This is a genomic window from Paenibacillus sp. EKM212P, assembly GCF_011066115.1.
GTDB lineage: Bacteria > Bacillota > Bacilli > Paenibacillales > Paenibacillaceae > Paenibacillus > Paenibacillus polymyxa_B.
On record NZ_JAAMNR010000009.1, the window covers coordinates 44664 to 63367 of the forward strand.

General features: G+C 43.5%; 12 protein-coding genes. 10 read left to right on the forward strand and 2 right to left on the reverse strand.

Annotated features, from left to right (window positions below):
• The first annotated feature begins 307 nt into the window (after positions 1 to 307).
• From G9G54_RS21555 to G9G54_RS21590, 8 genes are all read left to right on the forward strand, one after another.
• Positions 308 to 1030 (forward strand): GntR family transcriptional regulator, encoded by a 723-nt coding sequence (locus G9G54_RS21555; RefSeq protein ID WP_023986502.1) that lies wholly within the window; start codon positions 308 to 310, stop codon positions 1028 to 1030.
• A 294-nt stretch (positions 1031 to 1324) separates the two neighbouring features.
• Positions 1325 to 3709 (forward strand): phosphoketolase family protein, encoded by a 2385-nt coding sequence (locus G9G54_RS21560; protein WP_185156322.1) that lies wholly within the window; start codon positions 1325 to 1327, stop codon positions 3707 to 3709.
• 277 nt (positions 3710 to 3986) lie between these two features.
• Positions 3987 to 4829 carry an aldo/keto reductase gene (locus G9G54_RS21565; RefSeq protein ID WP_165179551.1) on the forward strand — a complete coding sequence of 281 codons (843 nt, stop codon included), beginning with the start codon at positions 3987 to 3989 and terminating at the stop codon, positions 4827 to 4829.
• A 183-nt stretch (positions 4830 to 5012) separates the two neighbouring features.
• A complete protein-coding gene (locus G9G54_RS21570) occupies positions 5013 to 5594 on the forward strand; it encodes a PspA/IM30 family protein (protein WP_165179552.1) in 582 nt (193 codons plus the stop codon).
• A 36-nt stretch (positions 5595 to 5630) separates the two neighbouring features.
• Positions 5631 to 6665 (forward strand): TFIIB-type zinc ribbon-containing protein, encoded by a 1035-nt coding sequence (locus tag G9G54_RS21575; protein WP_165179553.1) that lies wholly within the window; start codon positions 5631 to 5633, stop codon positions 6663 to 6665.
• Complete coding sequence (locus G9G54_RS21580; protein WP_165179554.1) at positions 6662 to 7456, forward strand: TPM domain-containing protein; 795 nt, start codon at positions 6662 to 6664, stop codon at positions 7454 to 7456. Before G9G54_RS21575 ends, G9G54_RS21580 begins: the two co-directional genes overlap by 4 nt.
• Before the next feature lie 141 nt (positions 7457 to 7597).
• Complete coding sequence (locus G9G54_RS21585; protein WP_165179555.1) at positions 7598 to 8590, forward strand: SPFH domain-containing protein; 993 nt, start codon at positions 7598 to 7600, stop codon at positions 8588 to 8590.
• 258 nt (positions 8591 to 8848) lie between these two features.
• A complete protein-coding gene (locus G9G54_RS21590; protein ID WP_165179556.1) occupies positions 8849 to 12598 on the forward strand; it encodes an alpha-L-arabinofuranosidase C-terminal domain-containing protein in 3750 nt (1249 codons plus the stop codon).
• A gap of 102 nt (positions 12599 to 12700) precedes the next feature.
• Here G9G54_RS21590 and G9G54_RS21595 read toward each other — a convergent pair whose 3' ends face one another.
• The gene (locus tag G9G54_RS21595; RefSeq protein WP_165179557.1) at positions 12701 to 14098 is read right to left on the reverse strand and encodes a phytase; all 1398 of its coding nucleotides are present in this window, start codon (positions 14096 to 14098) and stop codon (positions 12701 to 12703) included.
• A 110-nt stretch (positions 14099 to 14208) separates the two neighbouring features.
• A complete protein-coding gene (locus G9G54_RS21600; protein ID WP_165179558.1) occupies positions 14209 to 15084 on the reverse strand; it encodes a helix-turn-helix transcriptional regulator in 876 nt (291 codons plus the stop codon).
• A gap of 193 nt (positions 15085 to 15277) precedes the next feature.
• Here G9G54_RS21600 and G9G54_RS21605 point away from each other — a divergent pair, with 193 nt between their 5' ends.
• Entirely contained in the window at positions 15278 to 17221 is a 1944-nt protein-coding gene (locus G9G54_RS21605; protein ID WP_165179559.1) for a glycoside hydrolase family 127 protein, read from the forward strand.
• A gap of 27 nt (positions 17222 to 17248) precedes the next feature.
• Positions 17249 to 18619 (forward strand): MFS transporter, encoded by a 1371-nt coding sequence (locus G9G54_RS21610; RefSeq protein WP_165179560.1) that lies wholly within the window; start codon positions 17249 to 17251, stop codon positions 18617 to 18619.
• The last annotated feature ends 85 nt before the right edge of the window (positions 18620 to 18704 follow it).

Consider the following 18704-nt stretch of genomic DNA (forward strand, 5'->3'; position numbering starts at 1 on the left):
ATAAATAATAACAATGTATTCAAGGATTTTAGCCTGGTCTAGTCAAACATCCCTCCAGGTTCGAAACAGGCTTGGTCTTATTACCGATATTAAGGTGGGGGTTCTGTATCTTCTGCTGTTTTGCAGGTACGTTCAGTGGTGTTATGTATGTGTAATCCTGGTATTATGCATAGAGATGTAAAGTAAAAGCGAGGGCGCTTCCTATCCGCTGAAAGTCCACTCAGTATACAGAAACAAACATGAGATGAAATGGGCAAGTTATGGTAAACTATATAGAGTTATAGAAGACCTGAAAGAGGAGTACTATATGACACAATTTGTCTATAAGCAAATTATTGACGATCTTAAGATGAAAATCTTTGCGGGAAAGTTTGCAGATATGAGATTGCCAGATGAACGTAGTCTTAGTGAGACTTACCAGGTTAGTCGTAGTTCAATTAAACGTGCTCTGACTAAAATGGAGAATGTCGGAATTATTTTCAAAAAACAAGGTTCCGGGACATTTATTAATCCATTATACATAAGAAATGAATCTATCTTTAACTACGAAGGCTCTAATCTAGGGGTCACTGATAATTTTCAAATGCATGGTAAAAAGCCAAAAATCAAAGTATTAAGTTTTGAGGTCATTCCGCCAACAGAAGAGTTACAGCGTGATTTGTTCTTGGAGACTCATGATTTTGTTTACAAAATTGTCCGCTTACGTCTATTTGATGATGATCCTTTTATGATTGAAACAGGCTATATCCCCATTAAAATCGTCCAGAATTTAAATCAGACCATTATCGAGGGATCCATTTTTAATTATTTGGAAGACTCGCGGAACTTGGCTGTCACCAAATCTTTTTTATCCATTTTTGCAGAACCGTCTCAAGAGAATGATCAAAAGCTGCTACATTTAAATGAAAATGAGCCTGTAGGTATTATGGAAGGTGTGTTCTTTTTAGATAACGGTACGCCATTTGAGTTTTCTCATATGCGATTTCATTACAAATATTTAAAATTTAATACCTTTGTATCGGTTCACTAATGATAAGACTGGAGAATTCTCCGGTCTTTTTTTTATGGTTTTGAAAAAAGGATTGAAGCCTGCGATTGCCTCGTTTATTAAAAATTTTATTGGTTTATACTTCTATATATTTTAATGTAAGAGCTTTTTTACTGTCTTTTTAATTTATATTTCATAGTATGTTCAAAATTTCACAAAATTGGACCGTATCACTTGTGAAAAAGGTTGAATTAAATTGGCGTAGCGTTATGATGGATTTGTAGATGAAATTTCCGGAAATAAATTACAAACAAAACTACTTAGGGAGTGGACACCATGTCATTATCACCCGTGTTAGCAGATTATTCATCTAAAACATATTTAGAAAAACTTGATGCATATTGGCGTGCAACGAACTACATTTCGGTAGGTCAGCTTTATTTAAAAGATAATCCTTTGTTGAGAGAGCCTTTAAAAGATTCAGATGTGAAGGTTAAGCCTATTGGACACTGGGGCACAATTCCAGGACAAAACTTTATTTATGCACATCTAAATCGTGTTATTAATAAATATGATTTGAGCATGCTTTACATTGAAGGTCCTGGTCACGGCGGCCAGGTTATGGTTTCAAATTCTTATCTGGATGGAAGCTACACTGAAATCTATCCGCAAATTACACAAGATATCTCAGGTATGAAGAAATTGTTCAAACAATTCTCTTTCCCTGGCGGTATTGCTTCACATGCTGCCCCTGAAACACCTGGATCTATCCATGAAGGTGGAGAATTAGGTTACTCCCTTTCTCATGGTGTAGGTGCCATTCTGGATAATCCTGATCTGATTTCAGCTGTTGTTATTGGTGATGGTGAAGCTGAAACAGGCCCATTAGCCGCTTCGTGGTTTTCTAACCGATTTATCAACCCCATCACAGATGGTGCAGTGCTACCAATCTTGCACTTGAATGGCTTTAAGATTAGTAACCCAACGATTATGTCTCGTCAATCAAAAGAAGAATTGACCTCATACTTTAAAGGTTTGGGTTGGGAGCCGTTCTTTGTTGAAGGTGAAAATCCGGATCACATGCATCCAGAAATGGCGAAAGTGTTGGATACGGCTATCGAGAAGATTGAAGCTATTCAAAAGAATGCGCGTGAAAATAATGACCTTACTCGTCCGGCTTGGCCGATGATTGTATTCCGTTCACCTAAAGGCTGGACGGGTCCGAAGGAATGGGACAACGTGCCGAATGAAAATTCATTCCGTGCCCATCAGGTTCCAATTCCGGTTGATCAAAAAAATATGCAGCACGCACCTGCTTTGTTAGAATGGCTGAATAGCTATAGACCAGAGGAATTGTTCGACGAAAACGGTCGTTTAAACCCTGAGCTTGCTGAAATTTTGCCTACAGGCGATAAACGCATGGGAATGAACCCTGTTGCGAATGCGGGTAACCTCATTAAAGACTTGAAATTACCGGATTTCCGTAACTATACGCTGGATAATTCCGTACCTGGTAAAGTGATTGCGCAAGATATGTCGGTTTTAGGGAAATACGTTAAAGATGTGGTTCTTTTAAATGAAGAAAATCGTAATTTCAGAATCTTCGGACCGGATGAAACGATGTCTAATCGCTTGGCTCCTGTTTTTGAAGTAACCAAACGCCAATGGATGGACCAAATTATTGAACCTAATGATGAATTTTTATCATCCTATGGCCGCGTAATTGATTCTCAATTATCCGAACACCAAGCTGAAGGATTGCTGGAAGGTTATGTATTAACAGGTCGCCATGGTTTCTTTGCAAGTTACGAAGCCTTCCTGCGTGTGGTTGACTCGATGATCACCCAGCACTTTAAGTGGCTGCGTAAAGCAACGGATCAAGGATGGCGTGCAGATATCCCATCACTGAATGTCGTAGCAACTTCAACGGTGTTCCAACAGGATCATAATGGGTATACACACCAAGATCCAGGTTTGTTAGGTCATTTGGCTGATAAAAAACCAGAATTTATTCGGGAGTATCTGCCAGCGGATGCCAATTCATTGTTGGCTGTTTTCGACACCATTTTAAACGACCGTCAAAAGATCAATTTGATTGTTTCGTCTAAACACCCACGTCCACAATGGTTTACTGCTGATGAAGCGAAAGAATTGGTGGATAAAGGGTTGAAGATCATCGACTGGGCAAGTACAGATCAAGGTGGAGAACCTGACCTTGTCATTGCTTCTGCTGGTACAGAGCCAACGATTGAAAGTTTAGCTGCGATTTCCATTTTGCATGAAAAACTGCCTGACTTGAAGATTCGGTACATCAACGTGGTAGATTTGCTGAAACTGAGAAGTCAAAAACTAGACCCACGTGGATTATCCGACGCCGAGTTTGATCATTTTTTCACAAAAGACAAGCCCGTTGTTTTCGCTTTCCATGGTTACGAAGGTCTGATCAAAGATCTGTTCTTTGATCGTCACAATCATAACTTGCATGTACATGGTTACCGTGAGAATGGCGATATTACGACACCATTTGATATGCGTGTATTGAATCAAATGGATCGTTTTGACTTAGTGAAGGAAGCCGTTCTTAACTTACCTGACGCTGGGAAGTACACCAACATTGTGGATGAAATGGATGCTACGATTAAGAAACATCATCAATTCATCCGCGAAGAAGGCATTGACTTGCCAGAGGTAGAGAACTGGGTATGGAAAGGTTTGAAATAAAAATACAGACACTTCAACTTTGTGTTGGACAACCAAGCAATTCAGCATGAAGTGGATTATATGACTTGGTAGTGGTATACAAGTGCCTGACCCCTTGACTTCAAGTATGATTTCAATGGGGATCAGGCGCTTTTTGATTTAGCACACAGAGAACTTGGTAGGGAAGTTACGAGCTAGTGGGTATATACATATATAGGGAACGGAATGGATTGCTATATTTTGCCGGAGTTTTGAAGAGGTGTTATGGTATATGAGAATAGTAAAGGAGGCTGTAATTATGAACCAACAAATTCCGGAGAAGGTATTGAATGATGGGACTAAAGTGCCCGTCATTGGATTTGGGACTGCTGGATTGAAGGGTGCAGATGGAGTAAAGACGATTACCGGCGCGATTGATGCAGGTTACCGTCTGATCGACACAGCGTTCAACTATGAAAATGAGGGTGCTGTTGGGAAAGCGGTCCAGCAGAGCTCTGTGCCCAGAGAAGAATTGTTGATTTGCTCCAAACTACCGGGTCGCCGACATGCTTACCAAGAAGCCATTGTAACGATCGAAGAGTCATTATATAGAGGAGGCCTGGACTATTATGATCTTTATCTGATCCATTGGCCGAATCCCCGAATTGATCGATATGTTGAAGCCTGGCAGGCGTTAATTGAGGCGAAGAAAAGGGGCTATATCCGTTCCATTGGGGTCTGCAATTTCTTGCCCGAGCATAATGAACGTTTAATTCGGGAAACAGGTGTTACGCCGAGCTTAAATCAAGTTGAATTGCATCCATTATTTAATCAGGAGCACCAGCGTGCGAAAGATGCTGAACAGGGCATTGTGACCGAATCGTGGAGCCCCTTGGGGCGTGGTCACAGCATGCTGGAGAATGAAGAGATTGCGAAAATTGCTGCTGCTCATGATAAAACGACTACACAAGCGATTTTACGTTGGCATATCCAACTTGGAGCAATCCCAATCCCTAAGGCCTCTTCTTTAAAACACCAAACGGAGAATCTGGATATTTTTGATTTTGAGTTGTCTCCAGAGGAAATGAACGTGATTTCGGCATTTAGCAGTGAGGATGGACGGATATGGGGGCAGGACCCCAAGTCCTATGAAGAACTATAATCAGGAACAATAAATAGAAGGGTTCAAAAATCTGTCGCGGGTTTTTGGACCCTTTGCTTTTATAATAAAACGAACACACATCTGAAAGTGATCAGTGGGCCAGTATATAGAGCTATGATGAACATTTTTTACCGGATTTGATGTATGATATGGTGGAATGTAGTTCTTTCGAAGGAGGTCATCATGGGGATTTTGTCGAGGTTTAGGGATATTATGAAAATGAATATTAACGCCTTAGTGGATAAGGTGGGAGACCCGGAGACAACCATTGACGATTATATGCGGAATTTGAACAGTGATCTAGGCAAGGTGAAAGCGGAGACGGCCTCAGTGTTGGCTGATGAGAGAAGGGCAAAAAGAGCACTGGATGAATGCAAAACCGAAATCAAAAAGCTCCAGCATTATGCCAGTAAGTCTGTGGAAGCTGGTAATGAAGAGGAAGCTCGAAAGTTTTTGGAGAGAAAAGGTTTACAGGCAGAAAAATTGGAACAATTACAAACGTCCTATGATTTAGCTTCGACAAACGCCGTAAATATGAAACAAATGCAGGAGAAGTTGGTGTCCGATATGGGGCAACTAGAAGCGCGGCACGCTGAACTTAAAGGGGAGATGGCGGTTGCCAAAGCACAGCAAGCCTTGAACTCTATGGGCAGCAAGAATTCTGCTTTTGAGGTCATGGAAGAGCAGGTGAACAGAGCGTATGATGAAGCGATGGCTATAGCCGAGCTTCGGGCAGGAACGAAGGACGACCTGGATGCTTTATAAGGAATCATAACAGTATCTACATGAAGAGGTGAGCAGATGCCGGTTATCGAATACAAATGCCCCAACTGCGGCAGCGGCATGGTCTTTGACGGTGAGACAGGGATGTTATCCTGTCATAGTTGCGGAAGAGAGGACAATATTGAATCTATTCCTGATCCTCTGATAAATCGTATTTTTTCAGAAGATGAGGCCCATGAGTATCATTGTAATAACTGCGGAGCAGTGATTATGACCGAAGTGGAGACGAGTGCAACGGTGTGCAGCTTTTGTGGTTCTGCCGTGGTTCTTGGAGACCGACTGACCGGGAAGCTGGCTCCGGCGCAGGTTATTCCTTTTTCAATCAGTAAGGAAGAGGCCATAGATGCTTTCAAAAAATGGTGTAAGAACGGCCGTCTGACGCCGAATCGGTTCATGATAGCAGACCGAATCAAGGGAATAACCGGGATGTATGTGCCCTTCTGGTTATATGAATTACATAATAAAATTGAGGTTCAAGGTGAAGGTACCCAAGTGAGAACCTATACGAGCGGAGACTACGAATATACGGAAACGAAGCATTTTGATGTACACCGGAAAATCCGTTTGAATTATGTAAAGGTTCCGATTGATGCTGCAGAGAAAATGAACGACGAGCTGATGGATAAATTGGAGCCTTTTCCATACGATCAGCTAAAACCCTTTAAAACGCCATATCTAGCAGGTTATATTGCGGAGAAGTACAGTTATAACGAAGAAGAGCTCTTCCCGCGAGTTAAAGAAAAAGTGAAGGAATATATTGATGCTTATATTCATTCTACGGTGTCAGAGTATACGTCCGTGAGTTATACGGAAAAGCAAATTGATACTATATTAAAACAGGCGGATTATGTTCTGCTCCCGGTATGGGTCATACACTATGACTACAATCAATTGGAGCATACGTTTGCTATGAACGGACAGACGGGCAAGGTAGTCGGTAAGCCTCCGATTAGCAAGTTCAAAGTGACGGCTTGGTTTGCAGGCATTTTCGGCATTACTCTCTTCTCATTAAGGTTAATCACTTGGCTGATGATGGGAGGGGAATTCTATTGAAAAAGCATAGAGCCATTATAGCCGTCTTGTTATTCTTTGCTGTTTTTCTGGCAGTTCCTATGGAAATGAAGGGCGAACCAGCAACGACAGAAATGAAGCCATTGATTTATGATGAAGCGGGTCTGCTCAATCAAGAAGAGTATGATGTGTTGAACGCTATGGCTAATCAATACGGAGCGGAAAGAGAAACGGACATTATTATTTATACTACTCTCAATCTCGACAATATGGATGTTATGAAAATGACGCAGGACTTTTATGATGACCATGGCCCTGGGTATGACAGATCTCATGGGAACGCGGTCATTTTAACGATGGATATGAGAAATAGAGAGGTATACTTGGCCGGATTTTATAAGGCAGAACGGTATCTGGATGATGACAGGCTTACTAAAATACGCCATGAGATTAGCCCGGATCTGACCAACGGCAACTATGGGCTGGCATTTCAAAAGTATATTCTAAGCGCGCACAAATATTTGGCCATCCGTCCAGGGGTGAATCCAGACAGTATATTTTTTAAAGGATGGCTTCATTTGGCGGTGGCGCTGGGATTGGCAGCGTTGATCGTGGGTAAGATGGTTTCCAATTCTGGCGGTCGGGTTACGGTAAATCGGCAGACCTACGAGGATGCGAACGCCTCAGGAGTTCTGGAGCATCGAGATCAGTATCTTCACACAACGACAACAAAACGGAAGATTGAAAAGAGCAGCAGTAGCAGCAGCTCAGGCGGTGGTGGCGGAACTACCAGCGGCGGTCATTCGCATAGCGGCAGCAGAGGATCATTTTAACTGAGGATTTTGTAAAAATCCAATAAGCGACTTTCAATGAACAATATATAGATCGAAATGGTCTAGTTCGTCTATATATTGCACTTTGGAGCGACTGGAATCGAATTTTGCAAAATCCTGAACGGAAAGGATGGATACAGTATGGGATTCTTCAGAAATCAATTTGCAAATGTTGTAGAGTGGGAAGAATTTAGAGATGATATGATTTTCTGGAAGTGGAGTAATCATGAAATTAAAAAAGGCAGTAAATTAATCATCCGCTCCGGTCAAGACGCGATTTTTGTAAATAACGGCAAAATAGAGGGTATTTTTGAGAATGAAGGGTCATATAACATGGACTCTGACATTATTCCATTTCTATCCACCTTAAAAGGGTTTAAATTTGGTTTTAACAGTGGCATGAGGGTAGAGGTCTTATTCGTTAATACGAAGGAGTTTACGGTCAAATGGGGGACGCAGAATCCAGTGCTGATCCCGACCCCCCAGCTGCCAGGCGGTATGCCGATCCGTGCCAATGGCACATTTAATTTTAAAGTGAACGATTATGTTACGCTCATCGATAAAATTGCTGGAGTGAAGGACAGTTATCTCGTTGAGGATGTGAAAATACGCATTACTTCAGTATTGGATCAGTTATTGATGAAGTGGATCAGCAGAGAAGGAAAGGACATGTTCAATCTGCAGGCGAATGCCTCTGACATTTCAAAAGGTATTCAAGAAGATCTGGATATGCAAGTGATGGACAATGGTATGACGATTACTGGCTTTCATGTGATGAGCTTCAATTATCCTCAAGAAATCCAAGATATGATCACGAAGACAGCTTCTCATGAAATGATCGGTAATCTGCAAAAGTACCAACAAGTGACGATGACGGACGGGATTGCATCGGGTAATGTAAAAGGCGGTGGTGCTGCCTCAGATATGGCGAGTATGATGATGGGGATGAATATAGCAAATGAAATGATGAAAAATTTGAACCCGAACCCAAAGCCTTCGGCTGAGACTCAGCCTACACCTGCTGCCCCCTCTCCATCTGGAGACGGTAATAAGCCCAATTTTTGTCCGAATTGCGGTACAAAAAACGAAGGAGCTAACTTCTGTCCGAATTGTGGACAAAAATTGAACGGATAACATAGCTACGGCCAAACTTCTTTATTTCAGAAAAGTCCCGACTAGGCCAAGTAATCTTGTAAGCCAAAAAGCAGTTATCGCAGAGTATCTTCTGTGATGGCTGCTTTTTTATGTAGTTTATTCAAGTATTTTCTTCATAAATCCGATTTATTGGATTGAAAAAAGCACTCAGGATAAGGTACTATAGCTATATAGTATATATTTATATTAACTAATTAGTTATTACATTAATAAACTATAGGTATAGGAGCAACGAAGATGACCAAATTCCAAGATCAAATCATTGCACGTTACAAGTTTGATGATGCAGAGAACGTCGGCAAAGATAGCTCAGGGCAAGGTAACGATGGGGTTGCTTCAGGCACAGTAACACCTACGATTTCCCATGCTACCGGTAGAGCAGCTTTGACGCTTGAGGGAGGCCCCAACGGTACATCGTATATCCAGCTTCCTTCCGATCTATTCAAAGATGTAAGCGATAACACCGGTGTGACGGTTACTGCTTGGGTCAACTTCGGCAGATTCACAGATATGTGGGAACGTGTCTTTGACTTTGGTAAGGCCCATACAGGGCCCTATATGTTCATGACACGGAATCTGCGCGGAACCCTTTTCACCGAGGCAGATTTGTCCGTAGACCCGGGAAGAGGTTTTGTCAGGGATGAGTGGATGCACATAGCCCTGTCTGTGATCGGCACGGAAGGCGGCACATTAAGCAGTGCGGGTCCGGTGGTATATGTCAATGGTGAGGTAGTAGCGGACGGTTCCATCAGTCAAACTTCCAGCGGCAACTATGCCAAGCTGCGTAAATGGTTCGAAACGTTTACAGACTCGTCCAACTACAGCAACAATTTTATCGGTCGCTCCCAGCATGCAGCGGATGTAGACTTTGCGGGCTCCGTTTCAGACTTTCGAATTTATAAAGCAGGCTTGTCGGCAGATGAAGTCATTGAGGTCATGTGCGATTCGTTGACAGATGAAGAGATCGTGAAGCTTGCCAGAGATAAATATTTGTCCTTTCCGACGACGATTGTAACCAAGGACATAACTCTGCCAACCGTTCTGATGGGCGGAAGAGTAGAAGTAACCTGGAAATCCAGCCAACCTAGTATACTCTCTGACAATGGCCAGATTCAGGCGATTACCTCCGCACAAGGGGTTACCGTCACAGCCTTATTGACGAAGGGCTTAAGCCAGATTAAAGAGAGCTTTGAGGTATCCGTTCTTCCTGAACAGCTACCTCCGTACACGCTGACCATTCATGGAAATAAGGAAGTAGTGGATGTCAGTGAAGTGATGTACGGCTTGTTCTATGAAGATATCAATAACGCAGCAGATGGCGGGATTTATGCAGAACTCGTTCAGAATCGCTCCTTTGAATCTTTCGAGTTCGATACGTATTCCCATGCTTCCGGTGAATGCGGCTGCTCTACCGGACGGAACCGCAACCCGTTGTTCGCTTGGTCTGGTGATACGGATAAGATGACTCCACAACATAGCGGTGGATTAAATGAGTTTTTAGGCGCAAAAGACAAAGAAGTGAACTCTTATTATGTGACGGTAGCGGATGGTGCAACGATTCGGAACAAGGGCTTTTCCGACTCTAACCAGAATTGTGCCATGTCCATCCAAGAGGGTGCCAAATATGAGCTTACCATCTGGGCGAAGGCCGATTCAGCGGGCACGATCACACTGCAACTGCAAGACTCAAATGAAAAGGCTATTAGTGATTCGGTTACGATACAGGTGGAAGGCGACAACACGTGGAAGAAGTACGGCATCGATTCCAAGCTTGTACTGACAGGCTCAGCTACGGTTCTCGGGCAGCTAGCGCTTACATTTAAAGGGGACATTTCGGTTGATATGGTTTCTTTATTCCCACAAGATGTATGGGGCGCAGGAGAGGAAGAGCAATCCCCATCGGCACATGCTAACTTCCAGGGTAATCCTAACTACCGACTGAGAAAAGATTTGGTGAACGCACTGGTTGGCATGCATCCGAAGTTTTTGCGGTTTCCAGGTGGTTGTATTTCCGAGGGTTCATTTATATGGGAAAACGTATACGATTGGAAGGAATCGATTGGGGATATCGAGCTGCGCAAGGAAAACTTTAATGTATGGGGCTATATGATGACCATGGGTCTTGGTTATATGGAATATTTCCAGTTGGCAGAAGACCTGAATGCAGCTCCGCTTCCGGTTATGGCCTGCGGCGTGCTCTGCCAAGCCCGCTCCGATTACGCTCATCCGGCTGGAGGCGCATTAAGAGAATACTATATCAAGAACTTTACGGATCTGATCGACTTTGCGATCAGTGTGGATTTTGAACATAATGAATGGGCTGCTATGCGTAAAAAAATGGGCCATGAAGCTCCGTTCGATCTGCGTTATTTGGGTGTAGGTAACGAGAACTGGGGTACAGAGTTTTTTGCCAACTTTGAAGTGTTCAAGACATCGATTGATGAGTACATGGAGAAAAACTATCCAGGTTATGAGCTACACATCATCTCCACGGTTGGCGCTCAAGCAGACGACGATGCATATCAACAGGGCTGGAAGTTCTTAAGCGGTAATATGACCGGTTCGGCTAAGGTTGCTTTTGCAGATGGTAACCAGGTGACGGAGGAGACTGTAACCTGGTATGAGAAGCAAAAGGACTATATGGATACCATTGCAGACGAGCACTACTATCGTTCTAACGAGTACCTGCTGAATAACGTCGACCGCTATAACTACTACTACAGAGCTTATAACGCGGACGGTAGTATCAATTGGAAAGCGACATCAAAGGTTTTTGTCGGGGAATACGCCTCAACGGATAAAAATACATTGGCAGGTGCTGTAGCAGAGGCAGCGGTGATGACGGGCTTCGAAAATAATGCCGATGTCGTTCGGTTGGCTGCGTATGCACCGCTGTTTAACAAGGTGCTGACAGATGGAACTTACAGATGGACGCCAGACTGCATCTGGTTCGATGACGAAACAGTGTGGTTTACGCCGAACTACTATGTACAGCAAATGTATGCTAAATATTTGGGGAATAAAGTATTGAGCACTTCTTTCTCTACTTACAAAAACGGCAAGCCAACGGATCTCATTCCTCAGGGTGGAATTGAAATCGCGACAGGCAACGCCGAAGTTATCATTAAACGTGTGACCGTTACTTCCAACCAGGACGGCAGTATGCTGCTGGATCAAGACTTTACCCAGGAATTGAATTCGGCCTGGCAGGTCATTCCCGGTTCCGTGGGCTCTTCAGTGGAGGAAGGCAAGGGGCTTGTCCTCAAAGCTCAGGATAGCGGTCTGAATGGTCTGTACATCTTGAACGACAGCTGGAGCAATTACAAGGTAGAGGTGGTCGCCTCCCGCATTTCCGGCACGGACGGTTTTTATGTGGGTGCGGGTCTCACGGATATTGCTGCGGAGAAAAAGGACGTTGTCGAATACGCGATCGGCTATGGCGGCAAGGCTACCGGCGTGAAGGTTTACAAGCAGGGCATAGAAGGCTACACATTGGGTGACTACTCTTCCAGTACAGCGGCAGGTAACTTGAGAGCAGCTAGCTATGAAGAGTTGGCTGACAACACGGACTACACCATAACAGTGAACTACGGCGGTGAAACGGGCAGTAATCTGATTTGCTCATACACCGACGGCGAGACAACCAGCAAGGTGCTGGACTACAAACTGGAGGCTTACAACAGAGACGTGTTTAACTCGGTAACCCAAGATGCTGAGCATGTATACGTGAAGCTGGTGAATGCCGACAACGTGGATAAGGTAATACAGCTGAATCTACAAGATTTGAGTGTTGAGTCCATCGCTAAGCTGGTTACACTAACCGGCGATTCCTCGCTTGTTCATGTACCTAACGTGAACAAGAAGAATGATGAGAAGGTAGTGCCTACCGAACAGCAAATCACGCTTCAGACGGATTCTGTCCTCTTAGACTTACCGGCCAACTCGGTAAATGTGCTGGTGCTGGATCTTAAACCTTTTCTCGCTTAAAAACAAAAAGGGGTGTCCCAAGTAGCCGGTTTATGGCTTTTGGAACACCTCTTTTTTTCTATGAATAGAGTCGGAATGTTGAGTTGATTTCCCCGAGGGGCATTACTTCGTGCTTCTGTTTACCAATTCACGCGGGTTGGTGCCATCGTCTATCGTTAGCGGGGTAGGGGCTCCCGTAGCGATTCGCTCCCAAGGCACCATTTTAAAGTTCTGATTTAACTTTTTGCCGTTTTGAAGATTTTCGTCATCTTGTGCAACGAAGATACCATGTGGGAAATTCTTTCCTAATCCGTAGCCAAGAACATCAATACCGTCTGTGACAGATGTGCCATCAACGGTAGGGCTCGCGCTAATCGTAAAGTTGCTTATATATGCATTGTCGCCTTGTCGTTCATAGATCGCATAGCTGCTGTTTCCTTGACTGGAGGCCATAAGATACCCCTTGCCATCTTTACCGTAATACAATGTAAGTCCTTCTATGTCATCGTGAAGTCTGCGCCCATCTGCAATATCCACACGTCGCACCGGCTCGGTTGAACCGTCTGGCTCCGCACTATACTTCCAAATAGCGTAATCCTCTTCAGCGATGTAGATCGTACCATATTCATCATCAGCAACCATGCCTTCGGATTGCGTATTCAGCTTGAACTGGCGGACAAGCTTACCTGCAATTTTGCCGCTTCCGTCGTCAGTCAGCTCATATTGCTCAAATTCACCCTCTTTGCCCAACACGAGCGCGTAAAATTTATCTGTCTTGAGGCTATGGTACAAGCTGAATCCGTACACTTCTTTCATAGATGCTTTAATGGGTTTGCCAACCACGTTGGTCAGCTTTCCTGATGCACCGTCAATGGAAAAGATATCGATCGTGTTGTTGGTTCGATTGGTTGCCCCTGCGATATCAATTTTTTTGCCGCCCAATGTGAAACCGTAACGAAGATCCACGTTATTCATTTTTCCGACCTTCATGTTTTGCAGTTGCTTGCCTTCCAGATCATAGACTAAAATCCCGCCGCCTTTATTGGTTGCTAAAATTCTACTTTTCTCTGGATCGGCCGGGTTGAGCCAGATTGCAGGGTCGTCGGCTGCGTCTTCTCCATCCTCCACAGCTTCTGTTTCAGCAGAAGGGATCACTTTATAGGTGGGGATTGCGTCCTTAGGATCTGCATATTTGCTGTTCTCTGCTTCAAGCGCTGTAAGAAGTTTTGTAGGAAGATATACATTTCCATTCATCATCTTAATTTCCCGGTCCGCTTTTCCGCTTAGTCCAGCTAGACGATATTGCTTCTCCCCCACTGTAAAGGTCCCGACAATGCCATTTTTCAGCTTGACCAAAACAGACTGGTCATCACTGTCCCATGTAATTGTCGCCCCCATTTTATCTGCCTGTGTTCGTAGTGATGCATACCCGGATGGCTGAATGTCTGCCGCATGGGTCAGTTCTGGTGATACCAGAATCCCTGTTAAAATGGCTAATAATACGAGTTTAGTTGACTTCATATGTATGCCCCTTTTCCGAAGTAAAAATGATATAACCGACTCAGTATAAAGCGAGAATATCAAAAGGATACAATGAAAATGTAAAGAGAATGTAAAGGAGGTGTAAGCATTCAATGGACTGGTTTCCAGTATTGTTGTCTGTAATTCTTTGGAGACATTCCGAATTTTTCTTTAAAGCATTTGGAGAAATAGCTTGCTTGGGAGAATCCCGTTTCCTCCGTAATTTGTTGGACAGACCAGTCAGTTTGCAGCAAAAGACTGCGTCCTTGATCCAGGCGATAATCCATTAAATACTCAAGTGGTGTGCGCTGGAAAGCGACCTTCATGCATCTGGCGAGATAGTTCTGATGTACGTGAAAATGGGTCTCCAAATCTTTATTGGTGATTGTATTTTTGTAATTCTGTTTTAGGTATATTTCGATTTGTTCCGCCAACTTAGAGGAGCTGTCTTTATTATTCTGATCATACTCCAAACTCTGGAAAACATTCGCAAACGTCTGTTGGGCCTCCCATAGTGCCAGTTTTCTAGGTTTTAAAGTAGAGGCTAGTAAATAGTCTAATTTCGAAAATAGCTCATGTGGATTCACCACTTTTTGAATTTTGGGCAAATGAATGGTCGTATGTTCTGAATGAAAGTGCAGCTCGGGAATGGGGGTGCTGGGTATAATAGGATTGGGCGAGGATTGTGCGCACCACATGCTATTGGTTTGAAAATGGAACCAGTAAAAGGAGGTTTGTTCTGTACATGCCTCAATGGGAAAATGATGTTTATCCGGTTCAAGAATGAGAGCGTAATTTTTAGTTACCTTCCACACTTCGTCCTCTTCGCCAATGTGCAGCAATCCTTCTTTAATGATTATTACGTCAAAATAACCCAGATTATACCTATTCGGATGCCAATCCCCTTTTTGATATGTAGTAAAATTCCCCTCAATGAAATAAGGCAGCGGAGGAACAAGGAATGATAGAAAGTCTGTTTTGCTCATGGAAGCCAGCTCCTTTGTGTGTGAAATCGTATAAGTTTTAGTTAAAGATCGCGATTTTTTTTATAAATTCAGGTTGATAAAATAAGGACTGTAGCAAGGGGAGCTCAGGTTAGCTTGTACGATATTATTATTACTTTATCCTTATTTTTTCAAAAATGAAAGCGTTCTATTTCCAGGAAGGGATGTTTATCCAATGAAAACGGCAAAGCCAGTTAAGCATGTCATCGTTGACGATTTATTTTGGAAAAAGTATAAGCAAGTTGTGGCGGAAGAGGTTATTCCTTATCAGTGGAAAGCATTAAATGATGAATTACCAGATACAGAACCCAGTCATGCGATTGAAAACTTTAGGATTGCAGCCGGGGAATCCAGTGGGGAGTATTATGGAACCGTTTTCCAGGACAGTGACCTTGCCAAATGGCTGGAGACGGTTGCCTTTAGCTTAAGGGATCATCCGAATCCTGCGCTTGAAGAGCGGGCTGATGAAGTGATTGAATTGTTGGGAAGAGCTCAAGCTGAGGATGGATATCTAAATACGTACTATCTGCTGAAGGAACCCAATAATCGCTGGACCAATTTAAGAGACAATCATGAGCTGTATTGTGCAGGGCATTTTATAGAAGCGGCTGTTGCTTATTATGAAACGACGGGCAAAACGAAGTTTCTTCACATTATGGAGAAATACGTAGACCTGATTCAGCAGATTTTTGGTACGGAAGAAGGGAAACGGAAAGGCTACCCGGGACATGAAGAAATTGAGTTAGCCTTGATCAAATTATACGACGTAACTGCAAAGGATCAATATCTCAAATTAGCGCAATATTTTATTGAACAGCGGGGACAGCATCCCATTTACTTTGCAGAGGAACAAGAACAGAGAAAACATATTCAAACAGAGCCCACCTGGAATGATGATAACAATATTAATTTTGGCTTAGGCTTCGAATACCAGCAAGCACACCAACCTGTGCGGGAACAAAAAGAGGCAGTCGGCCATGCGGTAAGAGCGATGTATCTGTATATTGCGATGGCGGACTTAGCCGCGAAAACAGGGGATGCTTCCCTGTTACAAGCCTGTGAAACGCTGTGGGATGATGTAACGAATCACAAAATGTACATCACTGCAGGCATCGGTTCTACTGTAAACGCGGAAGCATTCACTTGCCATCACGATCTTCCCAATGACAGCATGTACTGTGAGACTTGCGCCTCTGTAGGGCTGGCCTTTTGGGCCAATCGTATGCTGCGTTTAGCGCCAGACCGGAAATACGCTGATGTTCTGGAGCGTGCGCTATACAACGGAACGATTAGTGGGATGGATCTGGATGGGAAACGATTTTTCTACGTGAATCCGTTGGAGGTTAATCCTTTTCAAAAATCCAGAAAAGATCAGGAGCATGTAAAAACAGAACGGCAAAAATGGTTTTTCTGCGCCTGCTGTCCGCCCAATTTGGCACGAATGATTGCATCAGTTGAGGACAATATGTATACCCAAACGGACGATACGTTGTATACGCATCTGTACATTGCCAGCAAGGTGAACATGACTTTATCTGGTCATAAGGTTGAAATTACACAAACTCATCATTATCCATGGGACGCGGATCTAACATTTTCGATCCACGTAGCAGAGCCGACTTCCTTCAAATGGGCACTACGGATTCCTGGGTGGTGCAAGCAGGCAGAGGTAAAGGTGAATGGGGAAACCATATCATTAGACCGTCTGGAAAAGGGCTATATCGAGATTCAGCGTACTTGGAAGGACGGAGATGTGGTAACTCTGCATTTGGCTATGCCGGTTGAGCGCATTCGGAGTAATCCACTGGTCTCCATGAACCAGCAGCAAATTGCTCTCCAACGCGGACCAGTCGTGTTTTGCCTGGAAGAAGTGGATAATGGAGCGAATTTGGCAGGATTAAGATTGACGAAGGATAGCCTCATTACGGAAGAGTTCAGCGAAAACCTGCTGGGTGGCATTGTAAAGCTGACCATAGAGGGATACCGGGTAAAAAATTCGAATGCATTATATAGCTCGGAGCCTCCTGAATTTGTTCCTCAACAAATTACCGCCATTCCTTACTACGCCTGGTGCAATCGGGCTAAAGGGGAAATGCGTGTATGGGTTTATGAATCATAATTCATTCGCATGGGGAGAGGAAAGATCATGAGTACGAGAATTGTGAGTACGGAACCACCGGAAAAGGCAGCCAGTACCGTTCCTTTTCATCGTAAAATCAGCTATTCATTAACGGATACAGCAGGCAATCTACTATACTGTGTTATTTCCAGTTATCTATTATATTTTTATACAGATGTATTCGGACTTTCTATCGGGATTGCCGGGACATTACTATTTATCACCCGTTTTATCGATGCCATTGATGCCCCGATTTGGGGTATCCTGATTGACCGAACCAAGTCAAAATACGGCCAGAGCAGACCCTATTTTCTATGGTTAGCGATCCCGTTCGCAGTGTTTATGGTCCTTACGTTTACGACACCCAATTGGAGTGAGTCGGGCAAAATTGCATATGCCGCCATTACGTATATTATAGCCGGCATCCTGTACACAGGGATCAGTACGCCGATTACATCTATTTTGCCTAATCTGAGCACCAACTCTAATGAACGCGTAGTCTTGAACTCCTTCCGCATGGTCGGGGGGAACGTAGGTTTCTTCATTGCCACGACGTTTACATTACCTTTGGTCGCTTTCTTTGGACAGGGGAATGATCAAAAAGGATTTTCCTTAACGCTCGTTTTATTTGGTATCATGGCGATTATTATGTTTTTCATAGCGTTTGCCGATTTGCGAGAAAATGCAGCAGTAAAAACGAAATCTGTTCCCATTGCTAAAAGCTTTACAGCCATCAAACGAAACTGGCCCTGGATGCTCGTTGTAGCTGCCAACTTGTGTTACTGGATCGGCTTGAATATTCGTTCAGCAACGCTAATCTTTTATCTGCAATACAATCTGGACAGTAAGGACTTAGTGCCTTTAATCAATGGACTTACCTCCTTGCAGTTGATCTCGATGATTCTGATTCCGTTTTTCGCCAGAAAATTAAGTAAAAATGCGATTATGATTATCGGATTGATATTAGCTGCGCTGGGTCAAGTCGTGATTTTAATGGGCAGTACAGACTTAACCCTCATTATTATCGGCTGGATTATTGGTGCGTTAGGATCAGGCTTTGCATGTTCTATGCCGTTTGCGATGTTGTCAGATACAGTCGATTATGGGGAATGGAAAAATGGTATTCGGGCAAGTGGTTTCCTGACCTCAATTGGAAGCGCATTCTGTATTAAAGCGGGTAGCGGAATCGGCGGATTATTGCCAGCATGGATCATGGGCAGCACCGGTTATATCGCTGGGCAAGTTCAAACTCCTACGGCGTTGTCTGGCATTCAGTTTAGCTTTATCTGGCTGCCATTTATCATCTTCTTGATCGGAATCATTCCTATGTTTTTTTATAAAAAATTCGAAAAGAATGAAGCTTCTATTCAACAAGATTTAATTGCGAGAAGATCATAGACATTCTTTTAACAATGTATTAATGACATATTAAAATATTATAATGCTGCTCCAAAACCTGTTCACTGAGCTGAGCAGGTTTTTC

Excerpts from the sequence above, each read along its gene's own strand:
- G9G54_RS21555 (WP_023986502.1), top strand. The coding sequence starts at position 308 with ATGACACAATTTGTCTATAAGCAAATTATTGACGATCTTAAGATGAAA.
- G9G54_RS21600 (WP_165179558.1), bottom strand. The coding sequence starts at position 15,084 with ATGAGCAAAACAGACTTTCTATCATTCCTTGTTCCTCCGCTGCCTTAT.
- G9G54_RS21605 (WP_165179559.1), top strand. The coding sequence starts at position 15,278 with ATGAAAACGGCAAAGCCAGTTAAGCATGTCATCGTTGACGATTTATTT.
- G9G54_RS21570 (WP_165179552.1), top strand. The coding sequence starts at position 5,013 with ATGGGGATTTTGTCGAGGTTTAGGGATATTATGAAAATGAATATTAAC.
- G9G54_RS21560 (WP_185156322.1), top strand. The coding sequence starts at position 1,325 with ATGTCATTATCACCCGTGTTAGCAGATTATTCATCTAAAACATATTTA.
- G9G54_RS21575 (WP_165179553.1), top strand. The coding sequence starts at position 5,631 with ATGCCGGTTATCGAATACAAATGCCCCAACTGCGGCAGCGGCATGGTC.
- G9G54_RS21585 (WP_165179555.1), top strand. The coding sequence starts at position 7,598 with ATGGGATTCTTCAGAAATCAATTTGCAAATGTTGTAGAGTGGGAAGAA.
- G9G54_RS21565 (WP_165179551.1), top strand. The coding sequence starts at position 3,987 with ATGAACCAACAAATTCCGGAGAAGGTATTGAATGATGGGACTAAAGTG.
- G9G54_RS21610 (WP_165179560.1), top strand. The coding sequence starts at position 17,249 with ATGAGTACGAGAATTGTGAGTACGGAACCACCGGAAAAGGCAGCCAGT.
- G9G54_RS21595 (WP_165179557.1), bottom strand. The coding sequence starts at position 14,098 with ATGAAGTCAACTAAACTCGTATTATTAGCCATTTTAACAGGGATTCTG.
- G9G54_RS21590 (WP_165179556.1), top strand. The coding sequence starts at position 8,849 with ATGACCAAATTCCAAGATCAAATCATTGCACGTTACAAGTTTGATGAT.